This window comes from Agromyces laixinhei (assembly GCF_006337065.1).
GTDB lineage: Bacteria > Actinomycetota > Actinomycetes > Actinomycetales > Microbacteriaceae > Agromyces > Agromyces laixinhei.
Window position 1 is genome coordinate 379662 of sequence record NZ_CP040872.1, and the last position, 19051, is coordinate 398712.

A 19051-nucleotide genomic window follows, 5' to 3' on the forward strand; every position below is an offset into this window, starting at 1 on the left:
CGGCTATGGAAGACACCAGCACGCACATCGTGGTCGTCGGAGCGAGCGGGCGAACCGGTCGTCTCGTGGTCGAACAGGCCCTACACCAGGGCCACCGCGTCACGGCCATAGTTCGGAACCTCGGATCTTCCAGGTTCCCGCCCAGCGTCGCAACGGTGGTGGCGGACGTCGTACAAAGTGAAGAAATCGCGCTTCCCGATGATACGGACGTCGTGATCTCCGCGCTCGGGAAGAAATCGAACAAGGAGCGAACGCCGGTGTGCACCGCCGGCACGAAGCACGTGCTCGCCGCCATGCAACGGGCCGGGGTACGACGCCTCGTGGTCACCTCTGCCTCTCCCGTCTTGCAGCGCCGCACCGGCGAACCGGCGTGGTTTCGATGGACCATACGCCCCCTAGTGCGCTGGTTCGGACGACACATCTATACCGACCTCGAAGAGATGGAGACGCTGGTTCGCCACGCAGACGATGTGGAATGGTCGATCGTTCGTCCCGGATACCTTGTGGACCGGCCCGCTGGTCCTTTCGAGCTTGTACAGGAAGCGAACGCGATGGGCGTCGTCCACCGCGCCGACGTCGCCACGGCGCTGCTCTCGATCGCGAGTCGCCCCGAGACTCAGAGAGTCGCATTCGGGATCGCGAGCCGCCCCGAATCGGTGGATGACGCATGAGCATCTTACCGACGCGCGTCATCTCGCGACCGACACGAATCGGTGTCATCGCTGACGGGTGGTTCAAGCTCACACTGGCCGCGGCATACGCGATCTTCATAGCACCGCTCTCCACCTGGTTGGATGCGCCGATGTGGCTCACCGGACTCACGGCTGCCGCGATCGCCGGGGCCGGGGCCGCCGAACTCGCCACGTATCGGGTGCGTGCACGACGCCACGTCCTGCTCCTCGCAGGATATGACGCGGTGTGGCTCCTCGCATCCGTCGGCAGCTACCTCATGGCCCTCGCCGAATTTAGCGCCGCCGGGTCGACCTGGCTCGCCGTCCAAGCGATCGCATCCGCGCTCCTCACCGCCCTTTTCATCACCGGGACGTCTGCTCTCCCCCACTCCAGCGCCCACCGCACCAGAAAGTGAACTCACCCATGGAGACTCTCCGCGATCTCGTCGTTCTCATTCACATCACCGGCTTCGCCATCACTTTCGGTGCATGGTTCACCGCGCTCGCCACAAGACGGAAACGAGTGACGCGAATCATGGACGTCGGGCTTTGGGTATCGCTGGCCAGCGGCCTCATACTGGCGGCCCCCTGGCCCGAAGGCATCGAGCTCGACTACCTAAAGCTGGGCCTGAAATTCGTGATTCTCGCTGCGCTGGGGGGAACCCTCGGCGTCGGCATGCACAAGCAAGACAAGACGGGCGTACGCGCCCCAGCAGGCATCTTCTGGGCGGTCGGCGGGCTCTGCTTCACGAACGCCGCAATAGCCGTTCTCTGGTGAGACGCCAACTGTGCGCGAGCGAACGCGTCGCACCCAAGGGACGTCTCCGCGATCAAGCGAATGGAACGCCGTCGCCCCTCTTCGTCGAAAAACCAGAGCGCACGGGGCGCACATCGACTATTGCCAGCCGAAAAACCGCGGAATCACGGGGAAGTTGGTAGTGGTTGGTGTTGGTTCGGATGTGTCCGGAGCCCCGAATCGATGTAAAGGAAGGATGTTCTCTTGACGAGCTCGGAACGTTGGGTTCGTCTCAAGCAGCATCCGCGACAGCATGATAAATGCCGTCTGACCAGAGGTTTCCTGCGGGCCAAACAAAACCCCGACCGGATGAACTGGTCGGGGTTAGTGTGGAGCCTGGGAGAATCGAACTCCCGACATCCTGCTTGCAAAGCAGGCGCTCTACCAACTGAGCTAAGGCCCCGAGTGGATGCTGTGGCATCCGATCGGTTGCATTGAATTATATGAAGTTGTTCACAGTGGGGATACGAGGACTTGAACCTCGGACCTCTTCGTTATCAGCGAAGCGCTCTAACCGCCTGAGCTATATCCCCGAATTCGGCCAGAGGAAAGACTACCGGACGGGACAGGAATCTCCGAATCCGGCCGAGGTCGGCGTCAGTTGTTCGTGAACCCGACGAGGATGCCGCCGGTGATCTTGACGCTCAGGTTGTAGAGCACCGCGATGATCGCACCGAGCGCCGTCGTGACGACGAGGTTCAGCAGCGCCGCGACCACGGCGAAGCCCATCACGTTGCCGAGCGACAGGATCGACGTGAGGTCGCCGCCGGCGCCCGCGACGTCTTGCACGAGCTCGTTGAGCTTGCCGAAGATGCCGGTCGAGTTCAACACCGTGAAGACGAGGAACGTCGCGACGACGGTGACGACCGCGAAGCACACGGCCACGAGGAACGACAGTTTCACCGCCGACCAGAAGTCGATGTAGACGAGCCGGAGACGCACCTGCTTGGCAGGGGTCTTGCGGTTCGATTTGCGGGCCAGCTTGTCGGCGACGCTACTCATGTAGGGTTTACTCCTCTCGCGCGGGCTCGGCCGCTTCAGACTCTACGGCCTCCTCCACGAGATTCCGTTCGGAATTCTTCGCGATGGCGATGATTCGGTCTTCGTCCGCGAACTTCGCGAAGACGACCCCCATCGTGTCCCTGCCCTTGGCGGGAACCTCGGCGACGTCAGAGCGTACCACCTTGCCGCTGGCAAGAACCACAAGCACCTCGTCGTCGCGACCGACGATCATCGAACCCGCGAGGTCGCCGCGATCGTCACTCAGCTTGGCCACCTTGATGCCGAGGCCTCCGCGGTTCTGCAGTCGGTACTGGTCGACCGCGGTGCGCTTGGCGTAGCCGCCTTCGGTGACCACGAAGACGAATCGAGCGTCGTCGACGTCGTCGGGCTCGTCTGCTGGGCCGGCCGGCACCGGCGCGGTCTCGTCACCGAGCTCAGGGAACGAGCCGGCGACGACGGATGCCTCGAGCAACTCGTCGCCCGCACGGAACGACATGCCCTTCACGCCCGAGGTCGATCGACCCATGGGCCGGAGCGCGGCATCCGTCGCCGCGAATCGCAGGGACATGCCCTTCCTCGAGACGAGGAGGATCTCGTCGTGAACGCCCGCGAGCATCGCAGAGACGAGCTCGTCGCCGTCGCGGAGGTTGATGGCGATGACGCCGCGCGAACGGTTGGTGTCGTAGGCCGTCAGCTCGGTCTTCTTGACGAGGCCGTCGCGCGTGGCCAGCACCAGGTACTGGGCCACGGCGTAGTCGCGGATGTCGAGGATCTCGGCGATCTGCTCGTCGGGGTGCATCTCGAGCAGGTTCGCGACATGCTGTCCCTTCGCGTCGCGGCCGGCCTCCTGGATCTCGTAGGCCTTCGCTCGATAGACCCGCCCCATGTTCGTGAAGAACAGGAGCCAGTGGTGCGTCGTCGTGACGAAGAAGTGCTCGACCACGTCATCGGCGCGCAGCTGGGCGCCCTTCACGCCCTTGCCGCCGCGATGCTGCGAACGGTAGTTGTCGCTGCGCGTGCGCTTGACGTAGCCGCCGCGCGTGACGGTGATCACCATCTCCTCTTCGGGGATGAGATCTTCGACCGACATGTCGCCGTCGAAGCCCGGCATGATGTGCGTGCGCCGGTCGTCGCCGTACTTCGCGACGATCTCGGCGAGCTCTTCGGAGACGATCGTGCGCTGGCGCTCGGGCGAAGCGAGGATCGACTCGTAGTCGGCGATGAGCAGGGCGAGCTCTTCAGCCTCGTCCATGATCTTCTGGCGCTCGAGCGCGGCGAGCCGTCGAAGCTGCAGCTCGAGGATGGCCCGTGCCTGCAGTTCGTCGATGTCGAGGAGACGGATCAGGCCGTCGCGGGCCTCCTCGACGGTGGGTGAACGGCGGATGAGCGCGATGACCTCGTCGAGAGCATCGAGCGCCTTGAGGTAGGCGCGCAAGATGTGCATGCGGGCCTCGGCCTCGCGCAGCAGGTACTGCGTGCGGCGCACGATCACTTCGATCTGGTGGTCGACCCAGTGCGCGATGAAGCCGTCGATCGAGAGCGTGCGCGGCACGCCGTCGACGATCGCGAGCATGTTCGCGCCGAAGTTCTCCTGCAATTGGGTGTGCTTGTAGAGGTTGTTCAGCACGACCTTGGCGACGGCGTCGCGCTTCAGCACGATCACGAGCCGCTGGCCGGTGCGACCGGATGTCTCGTCGCGGATGTCGGCGATGCCGCCGACCCTGCCGTCTTTCACGAGGTCCGCGATCTTGATCGCGAGGTTGTCGGGGTTGACCTGGTAGGGCAGTTCGGTGACGACGAGGCAGGTGCGGCCCTGCAGCTCCTCCACCGAGACGACCGCGCGCATCGTGATCGAGCCGCGCCCCGTGCGATAGGCGTCGTTGATGCCCTTGACACCGAGGATCTGCGCGCCGGTCGGGAAGTCGGGCCCCTTGATGCGCTGGATCAGCGCCTCCTGCAGCTCTTCGCGAGAGGCCTCGGGGTGCTCGAGGTACCACTGAGCTCCGGATGCCACTTCGCGCAGGTTGTGCGGCGGGATGTTCGTGGCCATGCCCACGGCAATACCGACCGAGCCGTTGACGAGCAGGTTCGGGAACCGCGCGGGCAGGATCGACGGCTCCTGCGTGCGGCCGTCGTAGTTGTCTTGGAAGTCGACGGTCTCCTTCTCGATGTCTCGCACCATCTCGAGCGCGAGCGGAGCCATCTTCGTCTCGGTGTATCGAGGGGCGGCCGCACCGTCGTTGCCGGGTGAGCCGAAGTTGCCCTGGCCGAGCGCGAGCGGGTAACGCAGGCTCCACGGCTGCACGAGGCGCACGAGGGCGTCGTAGATCGCCGTGTCGCCGTGCGGGTGGAACTGGCCCATGACATCGCCGACCACACGCGCGCACTTCGAGAACGCGCGATCGGGGCGGTACCCGCCGTCGTACATCGCGTAGATGACTCGGCGGTGCACGGGCTTCAGGCCGTCGCGCACGTCGGGCAGTGCACGCCCGACGATGACGCTCATCGCATAGTCGAGGTACGAGCGCTGCATCTCGAGTTGCAGGTCGACCTGGTCGATCCTGCCGTGGATGCCGTGCCCCTCGCCGGTTCCGTCTGGTCCAGTACCGGGATCGATCACATCAGATGTCAAGGAAACGCACGTCCTTCGCGTTCTTCTGGATGAAATTGCGGCGACTCTCGACGTCTTCGCCCATCAGTGTGGAGAAGATCTCGTCGGCAGACGCCGCATCCTCCATCGTGACCTGCAGCAGCGTGCGAGTCACCGGGTTCATCGTGGTCTCCCACAGCTCCTGGTGGTTCATCTCACCGAGACCCTTGTAGCGCTGCACCCCGTTGTCTTTCGGGATGCGCTTGCCGGCCGCGGCGCCCGCGGTGAGCAGCGCGTCGCGCTCCTTGTCGGAGTAGACGTACTCGTGGTCGGAGTTGGTCCACTTCAGTCGGTACAGCGGCGGCTGGGCGAGGTAGACGTACCCGAGCTCGATGAGCGGGCGCATGTAGCGGAAGAGCAGGGTGAGCAGCAGGGTCGTGATGTGCTGGCCGTCGACGTCGGCGTCGGCCATGAGCACGATCTTGTGGTACCTGGCCTTCTCGGTGTTGAAGTCCTCGCCGATGCCGGCGCCGAACGCCGTGATCATCGCCTGCACCTCGTTGTTGCCGAGGGCGCGGTCGAGCCGGGCCTTCTCGACGTTCAGGATCTTTCCGCGCAGCGGCAGGATCGCCTGCGTCTCGGGGTTGCGCCCCTGCACGGCGGAGCCGCCGGCCGAGTCGCCCTCGACGATGAAGATCTCGCTGATCGACGGGTCTTTCGACGAACAGTCCTTCAACTTGCCGGGCATGCCGCCCGACTCGAGAAGGCCCTTTCGCCGGGTGGCCTCGCGGGCCTTGCGAGCCGCGAGGCGCGCCGTCGCGGCCTGGATCGCCTTGCGGATGATGTCGCGGGCCGTCGCGGGGTTGCGCTCGAACCAGTCGCCGAGCTGGTCGGCCGTGACCTTCTGCACGAACGACTTCGCCTCGGTGTTGCCGAGCTTCGTCTTCGTCTGGCCCTCGAACTGCGGCTCGGTGAGCTTCACCGAGATGACCGCGGTGAGGCCTTCGCGCACATCGTCGCCCGAGAGGTTGTCGTCCTTCTCCTTGATGATGCCCTTCTCACGCGCGTACCTGTTCACGAGCGTGGTGAGCGCCGAGCGGAACCCCTCTTCGTGGGTGCCGCCCTCGTGCGTGTTGATCGTGTTCGCGTAGGTGTGCACCGACTCGGTGTACGACGTCGTCCACTGCATCGCGACCTCGAGCGCGATCTTCCGCTCGGTGTCTTCGGTCTCGAACGAGATGATCTCGTCGTTCACGACGTCGGACTTCTTCGAGCGGTTCAGATATTCGACGTAGTCGACGAGTCCGCGCTCGTAGAGGAAGGTGTCGGTGCGCTGTGCCGGAATCGTGATCGCCCCGGTCGTGGGCGTGTCTTCGGGATCGATCTCGACGTGCCCGCTGCGCTCGTCGGTCAGGGTGATGCGCAGTCCCTTGTTGAGGAAGGCCATCTGCTGGAACCGGGCTCGGAGCGTCTCGTAGTCGAACTCGACGGTCTCGAAGATGTCGGCGCTCGGCCAGAAGGTGGTAGTGGTGCCGGTTTCGTCGCTCGGTTCGTCTTGCGACAGCGGTGCATCCGGCACGCCGACCGTGTACGACTGGCGCCAGACGTGCCCCTCGCGGCGCACCTCGACGTCGAACTTCGTCGAGAGTGCGTTGACGACGGATGCCCCGACGCCGTGCAACCCGCCCGAGACCGCGTAGCCGCCGCCGCCGAACTTGCCGCCGGCGTGCAGCACGGTATGGACGACCTCGACCGTGGAGCGACCCTCGGTCTTGTGGATGCCGACCGGAATTCCGCGACCGTCGTCGATGACGCGCACTGCGCCGTCGGGCAGGATCGTCACATCGATGGAAGTGGCATGGCCCGCAAGCGCTTCGTCGACCGAGTTGTCGACGATCTCGGAGACGAGATGGTGCAACCCTCGGGGACCCGTCGAGCCGATGTACATACCCGGCCGCTTGCGAACCGCTTCGAGGCCCTCGAGTACCTGGATCTCATCAGCACCGTAAGCCGGTGTCTGCTGGGCCTTCGTCGGTTCGGCTGTCATGTGTGAATCGGGCTCCTGACCGTCATTCTTGCGACTCTCGATCCTATCAAATCAGGGGTCGACGCAAGCCCCGAAGCGCCGTTCTGGGGCGATTTCAGCGTTCCAGTGACCGAATTTGCCTGCCTAACCGTAGGTATCGCGTGGGCCACGCCCTGGAACCGATCTGGGGCCCTTTTTCCAGGTGGGGGCATCCGGCCCTTGAAAGCGGATGGTCTCGACTCCCGCGCCCGGGAACCGTGCGGTGATCTCGGTGACGAGGCGGGTGCGCATCATGCGGAGCTGCGTCGCCCAGGCCGTCGACTCGCACCGCACCTGCAGCACGCCGCCCTCGATCGCGATCGGTTCGGAGTGCCGCGCGGTCTCTTCTCCGGCGATGTCGGCCCACGATGCGAGCACGTCGTGCTGCGACAACGGGCCGCTCCAGCCGAGTTGCGCGCTCAATGAATCGATGGTGTCGGCGAGGGGCTTCGGGTCGCGACCGGGAGCGAACGGCTCGCTACCGGATGCCTCGCGGGTGCGAACCCGGCCGGGGCGGCCGCTGCGCAGTCGAGCCTCTCCGCCGAATATCTCGCGGAAGTGCTGGTAGACGCGGGAAGCCTCAGACATCGGCGGCCGTATTCATGGGTGCGGCCGACGGGTCTTCGATTCGCCCGCCCTCGATGTGCACGATGCGGGCCGTCAGCGGAGCCGGGACGTCTTCGAGCACCGCGGCCGTGACCAGCACCTGTTCGAACCCCGAGATCGCCCGGGCGAGCCGCTCGCGCCGCAGGCGGTCGAGTTCGGCGAACACGTCGTCGAGCACGAGCACCGGATCGCCGGTCGTCGAATCGCGACGCAGCAGCTCTGCCGAGGCGAGGCGCAGTGCGAGCGCGAACGACCACGATTCGCCGTGACTCGCATACCCCTTCGCAGGAAGGCCGTTGAGAAGCAGCACCACGTCGTCGCGGTGCGGCCCGGCAAGGGTGACCCCTCGCTCGAGTTCCTTCGGGCGCTGCACGCGCAGCGTCTCGGCGAAGCGTTCGGCCGTGCCGGTGGTCGTGTCGATCGAACCGGCCGCCGTCGACGGCTCGGCGTCGGGATCAGCGCCGTCGATCGAGAGCAACGGCCTCATGCCCGGGCCGTGATCGGCGTCGACGATCGCTCGGTACGCGTCGGCCAGGGGTTCGCGCAGTTCGTCGATGAGCGCGAGCCGCTGGTCGATGAGCTCGGAACCGAAGGTCACGAGACGCTCGTCCCAGATGTCGAGGGTCGTCAGCTTGTCGACCGCGAGCCCGCGAGCCCTGGCGCTCTTCAGCAGGGAGTTGCGCTGCTTCAACACGCGCTCGTAGTCGGCCATGACGCCCGAGAGCCGCGGCGTGCGCTGCACGAGCAACTCATCGAGCATGCGCCGGCGCACCGAAGGCTCGCCGCGCACGATCGCGAGGTCTTCGGGGGCGAAGAGCACGCTGTGCGCATAGCGGGGCAACTCACGCGTCTTCACGGGCGATCGATTCAGTTGCGCCCGGTTGGCGCCGTGGCGATTGAGCTGCAGTTCCACGAGCAGTTCGCGGTCACCGTGCGACAGGAGTGCGCGAACGATCGCGGCATCGGCGCCGGCCCTGATGAGCGCCTGCTCGCCCGAGACCCGGTGAGACCCGAGGGTCGCGAGGTAGCCGATCGCTTCGACGAGGTTGGTCTTGCCCTGCCCGTTGCGGCCGACGAGCACGGTCGCACCCGGCCCGAACTCGAGCTCGGCGCTCGCATAGTTGCGGTAGTCGGTCAGTGAGAGCCGGGCGACATGCACGCTGGGCTCCCTTCAGCACGAGGCATCCGGATGCCCCGGAGCCGACGGAATCGCACCTGATCACGCTACCCCGCACCGCCGACCAGCGACGGACCGCTACCGCAGCAACAGGTTCGGTTGCAGCAGGTAGCGGAAGCTGTCGGCGCCGGCCTGGTCGCGCGACGACTGGCTCGTGATGAGCACCGGACCCGGCTTGTTCGGGTTCTCGGTCTTCGTGAACGAGATGCGAACGAATTCCGAGTGCACCGCGCCGAGGCCGTCGAGCAAGAACTGCGGCTTCAGTGAGACAACCGTGTCGTCACCCGTGAGGATGGCGTCGATCGTCTCGGAGGCCTGTGCCTGCTCACTGCCGATCGCCTCGAGGGTGAGTCCGTCGGAAGAGAAGCTGTAGCGCAGGGCGGCCTCGCGCTCGAGCACGAGTGCCACGCGACGAGTCGCCTCGATGAGCTCGGCCGTGTTGACCACCGCGTAGTTGTCGACCGTCTCGGGAAAGAGCCGGCGTACGGGAGGGAAGTTGCCCTTGATCAGCAGCGAGGTGACCGTCTTCTTCTCGGCGCTGAACGCGATGAGCTCCCGATCGTCGCGGCTCGTGATCGAGACCGAGATGGTGCCGGAGTGGCCGAAGGTCTTGCCGACCTCCTGCAGGGTACGCGCCGGTACGAGCGCCGCGACGGTTTCCTCGCTCGCGACTCCCCCGCCGTCCCAGTCGAGTTCGCGCACTGCGACGCGGTAGCGGTCGGTGGCGACGAGGCTGAGATTGTTCTCGCGCACCTCGAGCTGCACGCCGGTGATGACGGGGGTCACGTCGTCGCGCGACGCGGCGACGGCGACCTGGGCGACGGCGGCGGCGAACTCCTCGGCCGGCACTACTCCGGACTGCTCGTCGATCTCGGGGATCGAGGGGTACTCCTCGACGGGCATCGACAACAGGGTGAAGCTCGCGGATCCGCAACTGACCGAGATGCGGCTCTCTTCGGTCGACACTCGCACCGGAGCGTTCGGCAGACGGCCGGCGATCTCGGCGAGCAGACGGCCGGAGACGAGCACGGTGCCCGGCTCTTCGACGTCGGCCTGGATCTCGGTCTGCGAGGAGACCTCGTAGTCGAACGAGGAGAGCACGAGACCATCGTCGTTCGCCTGGATCAGCACGCCAGAGAGGATCGGCAGGGTGGTGCGTTGAGGCAGCAGCTTGACTGCGAAGGAAACGGCCTCACTGAAGACGTCGCGGTTGACCTGGAACTTCACGGTTCTCCCGTCGTGGATGTCGCTTGCGTGGCTCCCATGCTATCCGGAGAGATCGTTGCGACGCGGGCGAATCCTGCACGACGCTGCACGCTCCACGACTTCGATCGAGCGGCGCCGATCCACAAGGTTGTGGGAATCCCTCCTTCAACCCTTAACTCTTAACAGTGTTAACCGCTGTGGAAACTGTGGATGGTGTTCGGAGACGCGCAGAACGACGCGGATCGCGGGGCATCCGAGCTGTGCACAGTGTGTGGGCACGGCGCGGATGCCTCATGCCGGCGCCGAACGAATGACACCGTTCTGCACAGGGGAGCGCACGGTGTCCACAGGCGCCGGGCGGTTGCTCGTGAATAATCCACAGGTTCTCCACAACTGTGGGAATGACGCTCGAGGCGTCTCGAGTCGCCCCCAGAGACGCGTCGCGGGCGCTCAGCGGTATCGGCTGACCTGCTTGATGCGCGCAGTGAGCTCGGTGACCTGGTTGTAGATGGAGCGCCGCTCCTTCATGAGTTCCGAGATCTTCTTGTTCGCGTACATGACCGTCGTGTGATCGCGGTTGCCGAAGAGCTGCCCGATCTTCGGCAACGAGAGGTTCGTCAGTTCTCGGCAGAGGTACATCGCGATCTGACGGGCGGTGGCCACCGCTTGCGAGCGGCTCGACCCGTAGAGGTCGTCGACGGTCAGCTTGAAGTAGTCGGCGGTCGCCGTGATGATGTCGACGGGCGCGACGACGTTGTCCGTGTCATCCGTGATGAGGTCTTTCAGAACCGTCTGCACGAGCGGCATGTCGACCGGCGTGCGGTTGAGGCTCGCGAAGGCGGTGACGCGGATGAGCGTGCCCTCGAGCTCTCGGATGTTGCTCGACACCTTCGACGCCATGTACTCGAGGATGTCGTCTGGCACCTGCAGGCGCTCGGACTGCGCCTTCTTGCGGAGGATCGCGATGCGCGTCTCGAGGTCGGGTGCCTGGACGTCGGTGATGAGACCCCACTCGAATCGGCTGCGCATGCGGTCTTCGAAGCCAGTGAGGTGCTTCGGCGGCACGTCGCTCGTGATCACGACCTGCTTGTTGTGGTCGTGCAGGGTGTTGAACGTGTGGAAGAACGCCTCCTGCGTCTCGGCCTTGCCCTGCAGGAACTGGATGTCGTCGATCAGCAGGATGTCGATGTTGCGGTAGCGCTGCTGGAAGAGGGATCCGCGGTTGTTCGCGATCGAGTTGATGAAGTCGTTCGTGAACTCCTCGGAACTCACGTACCGCACGCGGATGCCGGGATACAGGCTCATCGCGTAGTGCCCGATCGCGTGCAGGAGGTGCGTCTTGCCGAGGCCCGAGTCGCCGTAGATGAAGAGCGGGTTGTACGCCTTGGCCGGCGCTTCGGCCACCGCGACGGCGGCCGCGTGGGCGAAGCGGTTGGACTGGCCGATGACGAAGCTCTCGAATCCATACTTCGGGTTGAGCCTGGTGTCGCGCGACGCGACCGGAGTCGTGTTCTCGAAGACCGAGTGCGGCGCAGCGGGCATCTCGACCGAATCGACCATCTCGTCGACGAACGGCGACTGCGGTTCGACGGTCCTGGCCTCTTCGAGCTCTGGATTCACGACGACGTAGAACGAGGTCACCGGCGCCGGAGCATCCACCACGCTCATGGCCGACAACAGCGAGACGCGCATGCGCTGGTTCAGCATGGTCGCCGTGAAATCGTTCGGCACCTCGAGGTAGAAGGTGCCCGCGGCGATGCCCTTGGGTTCGACCAGGTTCAGGAATCCCTGGAGCATCGGAGTGATCGCATCGTCGTCTGACAGCCGATCGAGGATCGTCGCCCACGTGTCGGTGATGGGCTGTTCTGTCATCGTTCCCCGCAATCATTCGGTGCCGTCGTCAGGCCGCTCATCGATCCCCCGATCGACGGAGCAAGCGGCACGAGGCGAGAGTTCATCAAGTTGCCCCTCACCTGTGGGCAGATTTCGGAAGAAGCCCGAGAATCCGCGCGGCAAGCTGGGGATAACTGGTGTCAAACGCTATCCGAGGAACCGCCTTCACGACAAATGCCGATTGAGGGATTCGACAGTACGGGCGTGTCGTTCCACAGGGGATCCCGAGGTTCGCGCGATACTGTCTCTTTTGAACTGCGCCGGGTCGGACGTTGTTCGGTTTGACCCAGTGGCCTGGAGGCCGTAGTTTTAATCAGTTGACCCCAGCCCGTGAGGGCACCCAGTTTTCCCGTCCACACGCAGTCGCGCTGTTCGGCGAGGAGATCCGAACGCCGGAGAAGAAGAATGAGCAAGCGTACTTTCCAGCCGAACAACCGCCGTCGCGCCAAGAAGCACGGCTTCCGCCTTCGCATGCGCACTCGCGCCGGTCGTGCCATCCTGTCGGCACGTCGTGCAAAGGGCCGCACCGAACTCTCCGCGTAGTTCTTCGGTGCTCGCCAAAGCCAATCGCATCACGAGCGCCGACGACTATCGAGTCATCGTGCGCCGGGGTGCGAAGGTCGCCGGTGCCCACACCGTGAGCTATCTGCGCTCACGGGAGTCGGGCACTGACGCACGCTTCGGCTTCATCGTCTCGAAGAAGGTCGGCAGCGCGGTGCGACGAAACCTCGTGCGGCGCCGGCTGAAGGCTGTCTGCCATGAGGCACTCCGCGACGGCATCGCAGACGTCGACGTCGTCGTTCGAGCACTGCCGTCGGCGGCACTCGCCGACTGGACCGAGATTCGCGCCGAGGTTCTCGGTGCACTCCACCGGCGACGCAGCCGTGCGTCGACACCCGCAGCACAGGTGAAAGGCGAATAGCGTGAAGAACGCCGCCCTGTTCGCAGTGCTCATCCCCCGCAACCTCGGGGTTCTTCTGCTTCGTGGCTATCGTGCCGCGATTTCTCCGTTGTACGGCGACGTCTGCCGGTACTACCCATCGTGTTCGGCCTACGGCCTCGGCTCGGTGCAGCAGCGCGGCATCCTCATCGGCGCTGCACTCACCGTCTGGCGCATCCTGCGCTGCAACCCCTGGACGGCCGGCGGCATCGACGATGTTCGTGCCGCAACGCACTCCAGGTATCGCATCACCCGATTCGGGTGGGTCGTGCCCGCCGGATGGGCGGATGCCGCGACATCCGCTGAGTACAGGGCCGATTCGGCGCATGGGACGCACTCGCATCGCGGCGACGACTCGCATCGCGGCACCGACTCGTATCGCGGCACCGACTCGTATCGCGGCACCGCGGAGCTCGCACTCTCCTCCCCCACCATGTCCCGGAAGGACTGACCCACTCAATGGACATCATCAGCCTGGTTCTCTGGCCCATCAAGTGGGTCATCGAGCTGATCCTCGTCGCGTTCCACTCCATGTGGACCTTCTTCGGGCTCGACCCCAATGCAGGCCTGACGTGGGTGCTGTCGATCGTCGGCCTCGTCATCGTGGTGCGGGCCGCGCTCATCCCGATCTTCGTCAGGCAGATCAAGAGCCAGCGTCGCATGCTCGAGGTCGCGCCGCAGCTGAAGAAGATCCAAGACAAGTACAAGGGTAAGAAGGATCAGTTCTCGCGCGAGGCGATGTCGCGCGAGACGATGGCGTTGTACAAGAAGACGGGCACCAACCCGCTTTCATCATGTCTGCCGCTGCTTCTGCAGATGCCGATCTTCTTCGGCCTCTTCTCGGTGCTCAACGATGCGCAGCACGACAAGGCCGGCGTCGGCGCATTCACGCAGGATCTCGCGAATTCGTTCGCGAACTCCTCCATCCTCGGCGCGCCGCTCAAGGGCACCTTCATCGGCGCCATGAACGGCGAGTACCCCTGGCAGGTCATGGCCATCGCCGCGGTGATGATCGTGCTCATGACGGCGTCGCAGTTCATCACGCAGTTGCAGATCGTCTCGAAGAACATGTCGCCCGAGACCAAGGCGAGCCCGATGTTCCGCCAGCAGCGCATCATGCTGTACCTGCTGCCCCTCGTCTTCGCGTTCTCTGGTGTCGCCTTCCCCATCGGCGTCATGTTCTACTGGCTCGTCTCGAACTTCTGGACCATGGGCCAGCAGTTCGTGGTGATCCGCAACATGCCGACGCCCGGCAGTGAGGCCGCGAAGGCCCGCGAAGAGCGCCTCGCCCGCAAGGGCAAGCTCGTGGTCGACGAGAAGACCGAGACCGCTCCCGAACCGTCGGAGCCGAAGAAGACGCAGCGTCAGCAGCCCGTGAGCAAGGCTCGCGCGAAGAAGCAGGGGAAGTAGAGCCATGACCGACGTACAACACGACACCGCTGACCGCTCGAACTCACAGCTCGAAGAAGAAGGCGATATCGCCGCCGACTACATCGAGGAGCTCCTCGACATCATGGACCTCGATGGTGACATCGACATCGACGCGCGCAACGGACGAGCATACGTTTCCGTGAACGCCGGTGAAGGTGCGAACCTCAACCTGCTCGCGAAGCCCGAGACGGTCAGCGCCTTTCAGGAACTCACGCGACTCGCGGTGCAGACGAAGACCGGCGCATTCTCGCGCCTGATCCTCGACATCGGCGGATCGCGTGACGCACGTCGCGAAGAGCTCGCCGGTCTTGTCGAGCGCGCGGCCGAGCGCATCGATGGCGGCGCCGCTGATGCTTCCCTGCCACCCATGTCGTCGTACGAGCGCAAGCTGGTGCACGATCTCGTCGCGGAGCGTGGATTGCACTCGGAGTCGCGTGGCGAAGGCGCAGACCGGCACACCGTCATCACCCGCGCCGGCTGACCGCGTTGCGCGATGTTTCACGTGAAACGATGATCGACGGCCTCGAGCCCGAGCCGCCAGCGGCCGCAGAGCTGTTCGGCGAGCACATCGGCGGCGCCCGCTTGTTCACGGCCGCACTCGCACGTCACGGCGAGGAACTCGGGCTCATCGGTCCGCTCGAGTTGCCTCGCCTCTGGACGCGGCACGTACTGAACAGTGCGTTGGTCGCGCCGTTGCTGCGCCCTGGCCGCGTCGGTGATGTCGGCTCCGGTGCCGGTCTGCCCGGCATCGTGCTTGCGATCATGCGACCGGATGTCTCGTTCACCCTGATCGAGCCGATGGAGCGACGAGTCACCTGGCTCGAACGTCAGGCCGAAGAGCTCGAGTTGGCGAACGTGACCGTCGTGCGGGCTCGCGCCGAGGAGTCGAAGCTCTTCGACTCACTCGATCAGGTCACGGCCCGCGCGGTGAGCGCGCTTCGCACGCTGATTCCCGTGACCGCTCCCCTGCTTCGACCCGGTGGCGAACTCGTGCTCATGAAGGGCGCCGGCGTCGACCGTGAGATCGGTGCGGCCGAGAAGGTCATCCGTAAGTACCAATTGCACGATGTCGAGGTGTTGGTGCTCGGCGAAGGGGTGGTCTCCGAGATCACTCGCGTGTTCCGGGCCACGGCGCGCTGAGTTCCGCGTAGTTCGACGGTTTCTCGATCGTCCCGACACCGCCGACGGCTCCCCGCTCCTCTGAACGAGCATCGTGCGTTGTCCGTTCCGCCGTCCGATCCGCCAGTTGTGAGGGTGTAGCGGTGCGTCACCGACGTGGCGGCGGCGCCCGCCGGCGCCTCAACACCGCCCGGCGCACTCCGCCGCCAGCAGGTGGTCGGGGTGCAGTGGGTTCCGACTTCGCCGCGGCCGCTCTTGACCACCGACGGGTTCGCCGACGGGCCTGCGTTCGGGCGTGAGCCCACATCGGTTCACCCTCTCCCGCACCTCGGATCTCCGGCAATGTGGCCCGTTCGGCATGTGATCATCGGGGGCCGCGCCTGCCGTGGTCTGAAGTCTTCCGATGGGTCAGACCGGGATAGCGACGTGGTCGGAGCGGGGCCCGGCCGTTTCACGTGAAACGGCCCGCGACCGAAGTGCGAACGGGGTGCGCTGACGCTACTCCAGGCTGCTGCGTGATCGAATGCACGACGGAGTGCCGTTTCACGTGAAACGCAATGTCGAGCCTTCGGGGACGTACTCCACGGTGAGCGCGGTCTCGCAAGACGCTGCGAGGTTGTGTTGGTCAACCCGTACGGGTGGCTCGAGGTTCGCTCGAGGAGGGTGCCGCGCAGTGTGGCCGCACAGTGCGGTCTGCAGCAGTGTGGTCTGCAGCAGGCATCGGACGTGCTCTCATGTTCACTGACACGGACGGTCACCGACACGGACGGGCACTGACACGGACGGGCACCGACACGGACGGGCACTGACACGGCCGGGCACTGACGCGGGCGGGCGGCGGCGTCGAGCAGCTGACGCCGACGCGCCGCGGTTGATTCCCGAGCGCAACGACCGGATTGCGAACCTGCGCAAAAAGCTGGGCGGTTCCAGCGATCTCGGCGATGAGCAGTGAGTCCACTCCACAGCCACAACGTCGTGGGCGGTGCTTCTACGACCTCACGCAGGTGCCGCGGTGCCGCGATGCACGAACACACAGTCAGCAGCACCCACGCCGGACGCTGCATCGCCGCCCTTCACGATGTGGCTTCCGTGTCGAGCGCTATCGGGTGAGGGTCGGGAAGCTCCATCGGCCATCGATGATCTCAGTGCGGGGCTGATAGAGCCGGACGAGGTAGTTCCATCCCTCCGTGATCGGCAGCACGTTCGGAGCATCTGCGGGATGGTCGCCGAACCGAATGGTGATCGTGCCGTCGTCATTGCGGGCTCCGGTGATGTTGTTGATCGTGTAGGCGTCGCGCTCGTTCGGTTCGAAGAATCCGGCCGCGTTGTACACGGAGACCGACCAGAAGCCGTCTACCGGAACCTCCCCGACGGTCAGTTCGTACTGCCCGATTGGGAGGCGGGGGTCGACCCCGATGTAGCTCGCCTCTGACGAGGGCAGCCCGCCCCATCCGGCCGCGGTGCCGATGAGGTGGCGGACTGGGTCGACCTGATCCTTCGACCCGAACATGCGGTCGAACCCGCTCAGGTTGCGCGCGAGCGAGAGCAGCGAATCGCGGGTCTCGTCGAGGCTGGACATGTCATAGTCGGGCATCTCGAAGGGAATCGATGAGGCGCAGTCGAGTTGGATCCGATCCTGCAACGCCGCCACGTCGGCCAGATCGGACGCATCCGTCGGGTCCACCAGGATACGGACCGCCAACACGATGTAGCGCGTTCCGAACTGCTCGACTGACAGGCGGTATTCGCCTGCATCGTGGAAGATCGCGTCGACGTAGTGGTGTTCGTTGACGACCATCGCCGACAGGTAGCGGCCGGCGTGCTCGGGGATGGTCAACGCCGCGCCGGCGCTGATGTCGACGACTGCAAAGCTGTACAGCGTGTCCCTGTTCAATCGGATGACGGTCTGCTGGTCGATCACGGCGGGTGCACGGTTATGAAGGAATCGGTTCACGCCTTGCGCATTGCCCTGAAGGTCGCGCATCATGCGGTGGGTCTCGGCGAGTGCGAAGTTGTCTGCATTGATGAGAACGGTCACCGCTCGATCATGGCAGCTGCGGGGCGGATATCCGCGGAACTGCGGTCGCGAGCGTTTCGCAACACGTCCTCGACGCCGTTCCACATGCTTCGGTCGCACAGTGGACACAAGGCGGCACACCCTCGCCGCACGCCGCGAACTTGCGTCTGGCGCCGCTACCCGAGGGCACGAAGAAGCGTCAAGCAGCGAGATGCCGCTCACGGAGCTGTCTGAACCTGTGTTCCCGCCCTCCCCCGAATTTCCTCTCACGCCGAGGCAGATCGTCTGACTGTCTATCACCTGCTTCGCTCGAACCGGCTCGCTCGGTGCTGACAGCTACAGCTTCGTGAGTGAGTGAATGAGGTGCTCCATCGCGGGCTCGCGACGTCGGCGCCGTTTCACGTGAAACGGCTCAAGAGGTATCGGGGCCGTGGCACGCGGTGTGTACCGCGCCCGCCTCCAAGCAGTGATCGCACGTTGCCGACGCCGGCCAGTTCTCTGTTTCACGTGAAACATCGAACTCATCTCGGCACTGCAGTCTGGCGATGGCCACGCCATGACCCCGGTGGTGTCGATCGGTCCCGCCTTCGCCGTCCACGCAGATCCCCAACCCACGGTGGCGCGCAGCGGATCGATCGTGTTCATGCGCCGCATCTCGCACAACTCGTCCGCAACACGGGACGAACGGTTCGGATCTCGACGACTTCGCTCGGCGACGGCCTGGGAGTCGGTCGCGGCGGTTAGGCTTGACTCTCGGATCGAGGCAGTCGCCATCGACGTCGGAATCGATCACACACCAACGAGTTGGAGCAGTCGGTATGGCACAGGGCGGGGGACGTGGATGGTTTCATCGCAAACGACATCGGCCCCCTGCCGGAGAACAGCCCTCGGCTCCTTCACACACTGAATCACCGTCCACTCAATCCGACGCGCCACCCACTCCCCCGCAGGTTCCGTCCGATTCGGCCGGGCGCCGCTCGGTCTCATCCGAAGCAGAACCCGCGCCCGCGGCGGCATCGGCGAGTTCTTTCAGGTCTCCCAGCCCAACTCCCGCTTCACCCGGAGCCGACCCGCCGCAGCAGCACCCAGCACCGCAGCCGATCACTCACACGCGTGTTGCCACTGACACGTTCGGGAACGATTCCGGCCGGGCAATCGATTGGGATGCGGCAACGGCCGCAGCTCTCGACGCCGACACTGAGGTGAACAGCGAGCCTGCGGAGCACCAACAGGTGGCCCCCGACCCACTGCTCGAGGACCTGATTCGTGAGATCGTCGGCGGGCCGGCCGTCGATACCGCCTCTGCCCTGCATCCCGACCGTGTGCCGGTTGCCCGCCCGCCGGTTGCCGACGAGACCCCGGTCGCGACGAGCCACGGAACCAACGAGCGCGCAGGGCAGGAGCAACCCGGGCAAGGATTTCCAGCGCAGGTAGAACCTGCACAGGACGCGCCAGCGCAGGTAGAACCTGCGCAGGACCCGCCCGTGCAGGTGCATTCCGCGCATGACGCGCACGTGCAGGTGCATTCCGCTCAAGAG

General features: G+C 65.1%; 18 protein-coding genes and 2 tRNA genes. 9 read left to right on the top strand and 11 right to left on the bottom strand.

What is annotated here, in order from left to right; genetic code table 11:
- The first annotated feature begins 5 nt into the window (after positions 1-5).
- From FHG54_RS01805 to FHG54_RS01815, 3 genes are read left to right on the top strand one after another with little or no spacing between them, the layout of a single operon-like run.
- Positions 6-671 (top strand): NAD(P)-dependent oxidoreductase, encoded by a 666-nt coding sequence (locus tag FHG54_RS01805; protein ID WP_139415635.1) that lies wholly within the window; start codon positions 6-8, stop codon positions 669-671.
- Positions 668-1087 (top strand): hypothetical protein, encoded by a 420-nt coding sequence (locus FHG54_RS01810; protein ID WP_139415636.1) that lies wholly within the window; start codon positions 668-670, stop codon positions 1085-1087. Before FHG54_RS01805 ends, FHG54_RS01810 begins: the two co-directional genes overlap by 4 nt.
- Positions 1088-1095: 8 nt before the next feature.
- Positions 1096-1449 carry a Fe-S protein gene (locus FHG54_RS01815; protein ID WP_139415637.1) on the top strand — a complete coding sequence of 118 codons (354 nt, stop codon included), beginning with the start codon at positions 1096-1098 and terminating at the stop codon, positions 1447-1449.
- Between the two features lie 348 nt (positions 1450-1797).
- On the opposite strand, the gene FHG54_RS01820 is transcribed toward FHG54_RS01815, so the two are convergent.
- The 9 genes from FHG54_RS01820 to dnaA all read right to left on the bottom strand — a co-directional run bounded on the left by FHG54_RS01820 (position 1798) and on the right by dnaA (position 11985).
- Positions 1798-1870 (bottom strand) — tRNA-Ala (locus FHG54_RS01820).
- 56 nt (positions 1871-1926) lie between these two features.
- Positions 1927-2000, bottom strand: a tRNA-Ile gene (locus FHG54_RS01825).
- Positions 2001-2064: 64 nt separating this feature from the next.
- Positions 2065-2469, bottom strand: a complete 405-nt coding sequence (locus FHG54_RS01830; RefSeq protein ID WP_139415638.1) for a DUF3566 domain-containing protein — start codon at positions 2467-2469, stop codon at positions 2065-2067.
- Between the two features lie 7 nt (positions 2470-2476).
- On the bottom strand, positions 2477-5002 hold the full coding sequence (gene gyrA / locus FHG54_RS01835; protein WP_420837432.1) for a DNA gyrase subunit A: 2526 nt from the start codon (positions 5000-5002) through the stop codon (positions 2477-2479).
- Between the two features lie 88 nt (positions 5003-5090).
- Positions 5091-7106 (bottom strand): DNA topoisomerase (ATP-hydrolyzing) subunit B, encoded by a 2016-nt coding sequence (gene gyrB / locus FHG54_RS01840; RefSeq protein ID WP_139415640.1) that lies wholly within the window; start codon positions 7104-7106, stop codon positions 5091-5093.
- Positions 7107-7229: 123 nt separating this feature from the next.
- Positions 7230-7712, bottom strand: a complete 483-nt coding sequence (locus tag FHG54_RS01845; RefSeq protein WP_139415641.1) for a DciA family protein — start codon at positions 7710-7712, stop codon at positions 7230-7232.
- A complete protein-coding gene (recF, locus tag FHG54_RS01850; RefSeq protein WP_139415642.1) occupies positions 7705-8889 on the bottom strand; it encodes a DNA replication/repair protein RecF in 1185 nt (394 codons plus the stop codon). The genes FHG54_RS01845 and recF overlap by 8 nt, the downstream gene beginning before the upstream one ends.
- 96 nt (positions 8890-8985) lie before the next feature.
- Entirely contained in the window at positions 8986-10134 is a 1149-nt protein-coding gene (gene dnaN, locus FHG54_RS01855; protein WP_139415643.1) for a DNA polymerase III subunit beta, read from the bottom strand.
- 429 nt (positions 10135-10563) lie between these two features.
- Positions 10564-11985, bottom strand: coding sequence for a chromosomal replication initiator protein DnaA (gene dnaA, locus FHG54_RS01860; RefSeq protein WP_139415645.1), 1422 nt, complete (start codon positions 11983-11985; stop codon positions 10564-10566).
- Between the two features lie 426 nt (positions 11986-12411).
- Between dnaA and rpmH the strand changes: the two genes are divergently transcribed.
- Genes rpmH through rsmG form a run of 6 tightly spaced genes read left to right on the top strand, consistent with a single transcriptional unit; the run spans position 12412 to position 15517 of the window.
- Positions 12412-12549 (top strand): 50S ribosomal protein L34, encoded by a 138-nt coding sequence (gene rpmH, locus FHG54_RS01865; RefSeq protein ID WP_022889115.1) that lies wholly within the window; start codon positions 12412-12414, stop codon positions 12547-12549.
- A 7-nt stretch (positions 12550-12556) separates the two neighbouring features.
- On the top strand, positions 12557-12928 hold the full coding sequence (gene rnpA / locus FHG54_RS01870) for a ribonuclease P protein component (protein ID WP_139415646.1): 372 nt from the start codon (positions 12557-12559) through the stop codon (positions 12926-12928).
- A gap of 1 nt (position 12929) precedes the next feature.
- Positions 12930-13397 (top strand): membrane protein insertion efficiency factor YidD, encoded by a 468-nt coding sequence (yidD, locus tag FHG54_RS17020; RefSeq protein ID WP_139415648.1) that lies wholly within the window; start codon positions 12930-12932, stop codon positions 13395-13397.
- Between the two features lie 8 nt (positions 13398-13405).
- A complete protein-coding gene (gene yidC / locus FHG54_RS01880; protein ID WP_139415649.1) occupies positions 13406-14356 on the top strand; it encodes a membrane protein insertase YidC in 951 nt (316 codons plus the stop codon).
- A gap of 4 nt (positions 14357-14360) precedes the next feature.
- Positions 14361-14858 (top strand): Jag family protein, encoded by a 498-nt coding sequence (locus tag FHG54_RS01885; RefSeq protein WP_139415650.1) that lies wholly within the window; start codon positions 14361-14363, stop codon positions 14856-14858.
- A 29-nt stretch (positions 14859-14887) separates the two neighbouring features.
- Positions 14888-15517, top strand: a complete 630-nt coding sequence (rsmG, locus tag FHG54_RS01890; RefSeq protein WP_210415455.1) for a 16S rRNA (guanine(527)-N(7))-methyltransferase RsmG — start codon at positions 14888-14890, stop codon at positions 15515-15517.
- A 1078-nt stretch (positions 15518-16595) separates the two neighbouring features.
- On the opposite strand, the gene FHG54_RS01895 is transcribed toward rsmG, so the two are convergent.
- Positions 16596-17534 carry a DUF1214 domain-containing protein gene (locus FHG54_RS01895; protein ID WP_233437833.1) on the bottom strand — a complete coding sequence of 313 codons (939 nt, stop codon included), beginning with the start codon at positions 17532-17534 and terminating at the stop codon, positions 16596-16598.
- A 1034-nt stretch (positions 17535-18568) separates the two neighbouring features.
- On the bottom strand, positions 18569-19048 hold the full coding sequence (locus tag FHG54_RS16590) for a hypothetical protein (RefSeq protein WP_233437834.1): 480 nt from the start codon (positions 19046-19048) through the stop codon (positions 18569-18571).
- Positions 19049-19051: the final 3 nt, after the last annotated feature.

What these genes read in the sequence shown, in the direction of transcription:
- FHG54_RS01805 (WP_139415635.1), top strand. Translation starts at nt 6, where the DNA reads ATGGAAGACACCAGCACGCACATCGTGGTCGTCGGAGCGAGCGGGCGA.
- FHG54_RS01810 (WP_139415636.1), top strand. Translation starts at nt 668, where the DNA reads ATGAGCATCTTACCGACGCGCGTCATCTCGCGACCGACACGAATCGGT.
- FHG54_RS01815 (WP_139415637.1), top strand. Translation starts at nt 1,096, where the DNA reads ATGGAGACTCTCCGCGATCTCGTCGTTCTCATTCACATCACCGGCTTC.
- FHG54_RS01830 (WP_139415638.1), bottom strand. Translation starts at nt 2,469, where the DNA reads ATGAGTAGCGTCGCCGACAAGCTGGCCCGCAAATCGAACCGCAAGACC.
- gyrA (WP_420837432.1), bottom strand. Translation starts at nt 5,002, where the DNA reads ATGCAGCGCTCGTACCTCGACTATGCGATGAGCGTCATCGTCGGGCGT.
- gyrB (WP_139415640.1), bottom strand. Translation starts at nt 7,106, where the DNA reads ATGACAGCCGAACCGACGAAGGCCCAGCAGACACCGGCTTACGGTGCT.
- FHG54_RS01845 (WP_139415641.1), bottom strand. Translation starts at nt 7,712, where the DNA reads ATGTCTGAGGCTTCCCGCGTCTACCAGCACTTCCGCGAGATATTCGGC.
- dnaA (WP_139415645.1), bottom strand. Translation starts at nt 11,985, where the DNA reads ATGACAGAACAGCCCATCACCGACACGTGGGCGACGATCCTCGATCGG.
- rpmH (WP_022889115.1), top strand. Translation starts at nt 12,412, where the DNA reads ATGAGCAAGCGTACTTTCCAGCCGAACAACCGCCGTCGCGCCAAGAAG.
- yidC (WP_139415649.1), top strand. Translation starts at nt 13,406, where the DNA reads ATGGACATCATCAGCCTGGTTCTCTGGCCCATCAAGTGGGTCATCGAG.
- FHG54_RS01885 (WP_139415650.1), top strand. Translation starts at nt 14,361, where the DNA reads ATGACCGACGTACAACACGACACCGCTGACCGCTCGAACTCACAGCTC.
- rsmG (WP_210415455.1), top strand. Translation starts at nt 14,888, where the DNA reads ATGATCGACGGCCTCGAGCCCGAGCCGCCAGCGGCCGCAGAGCTGTTC.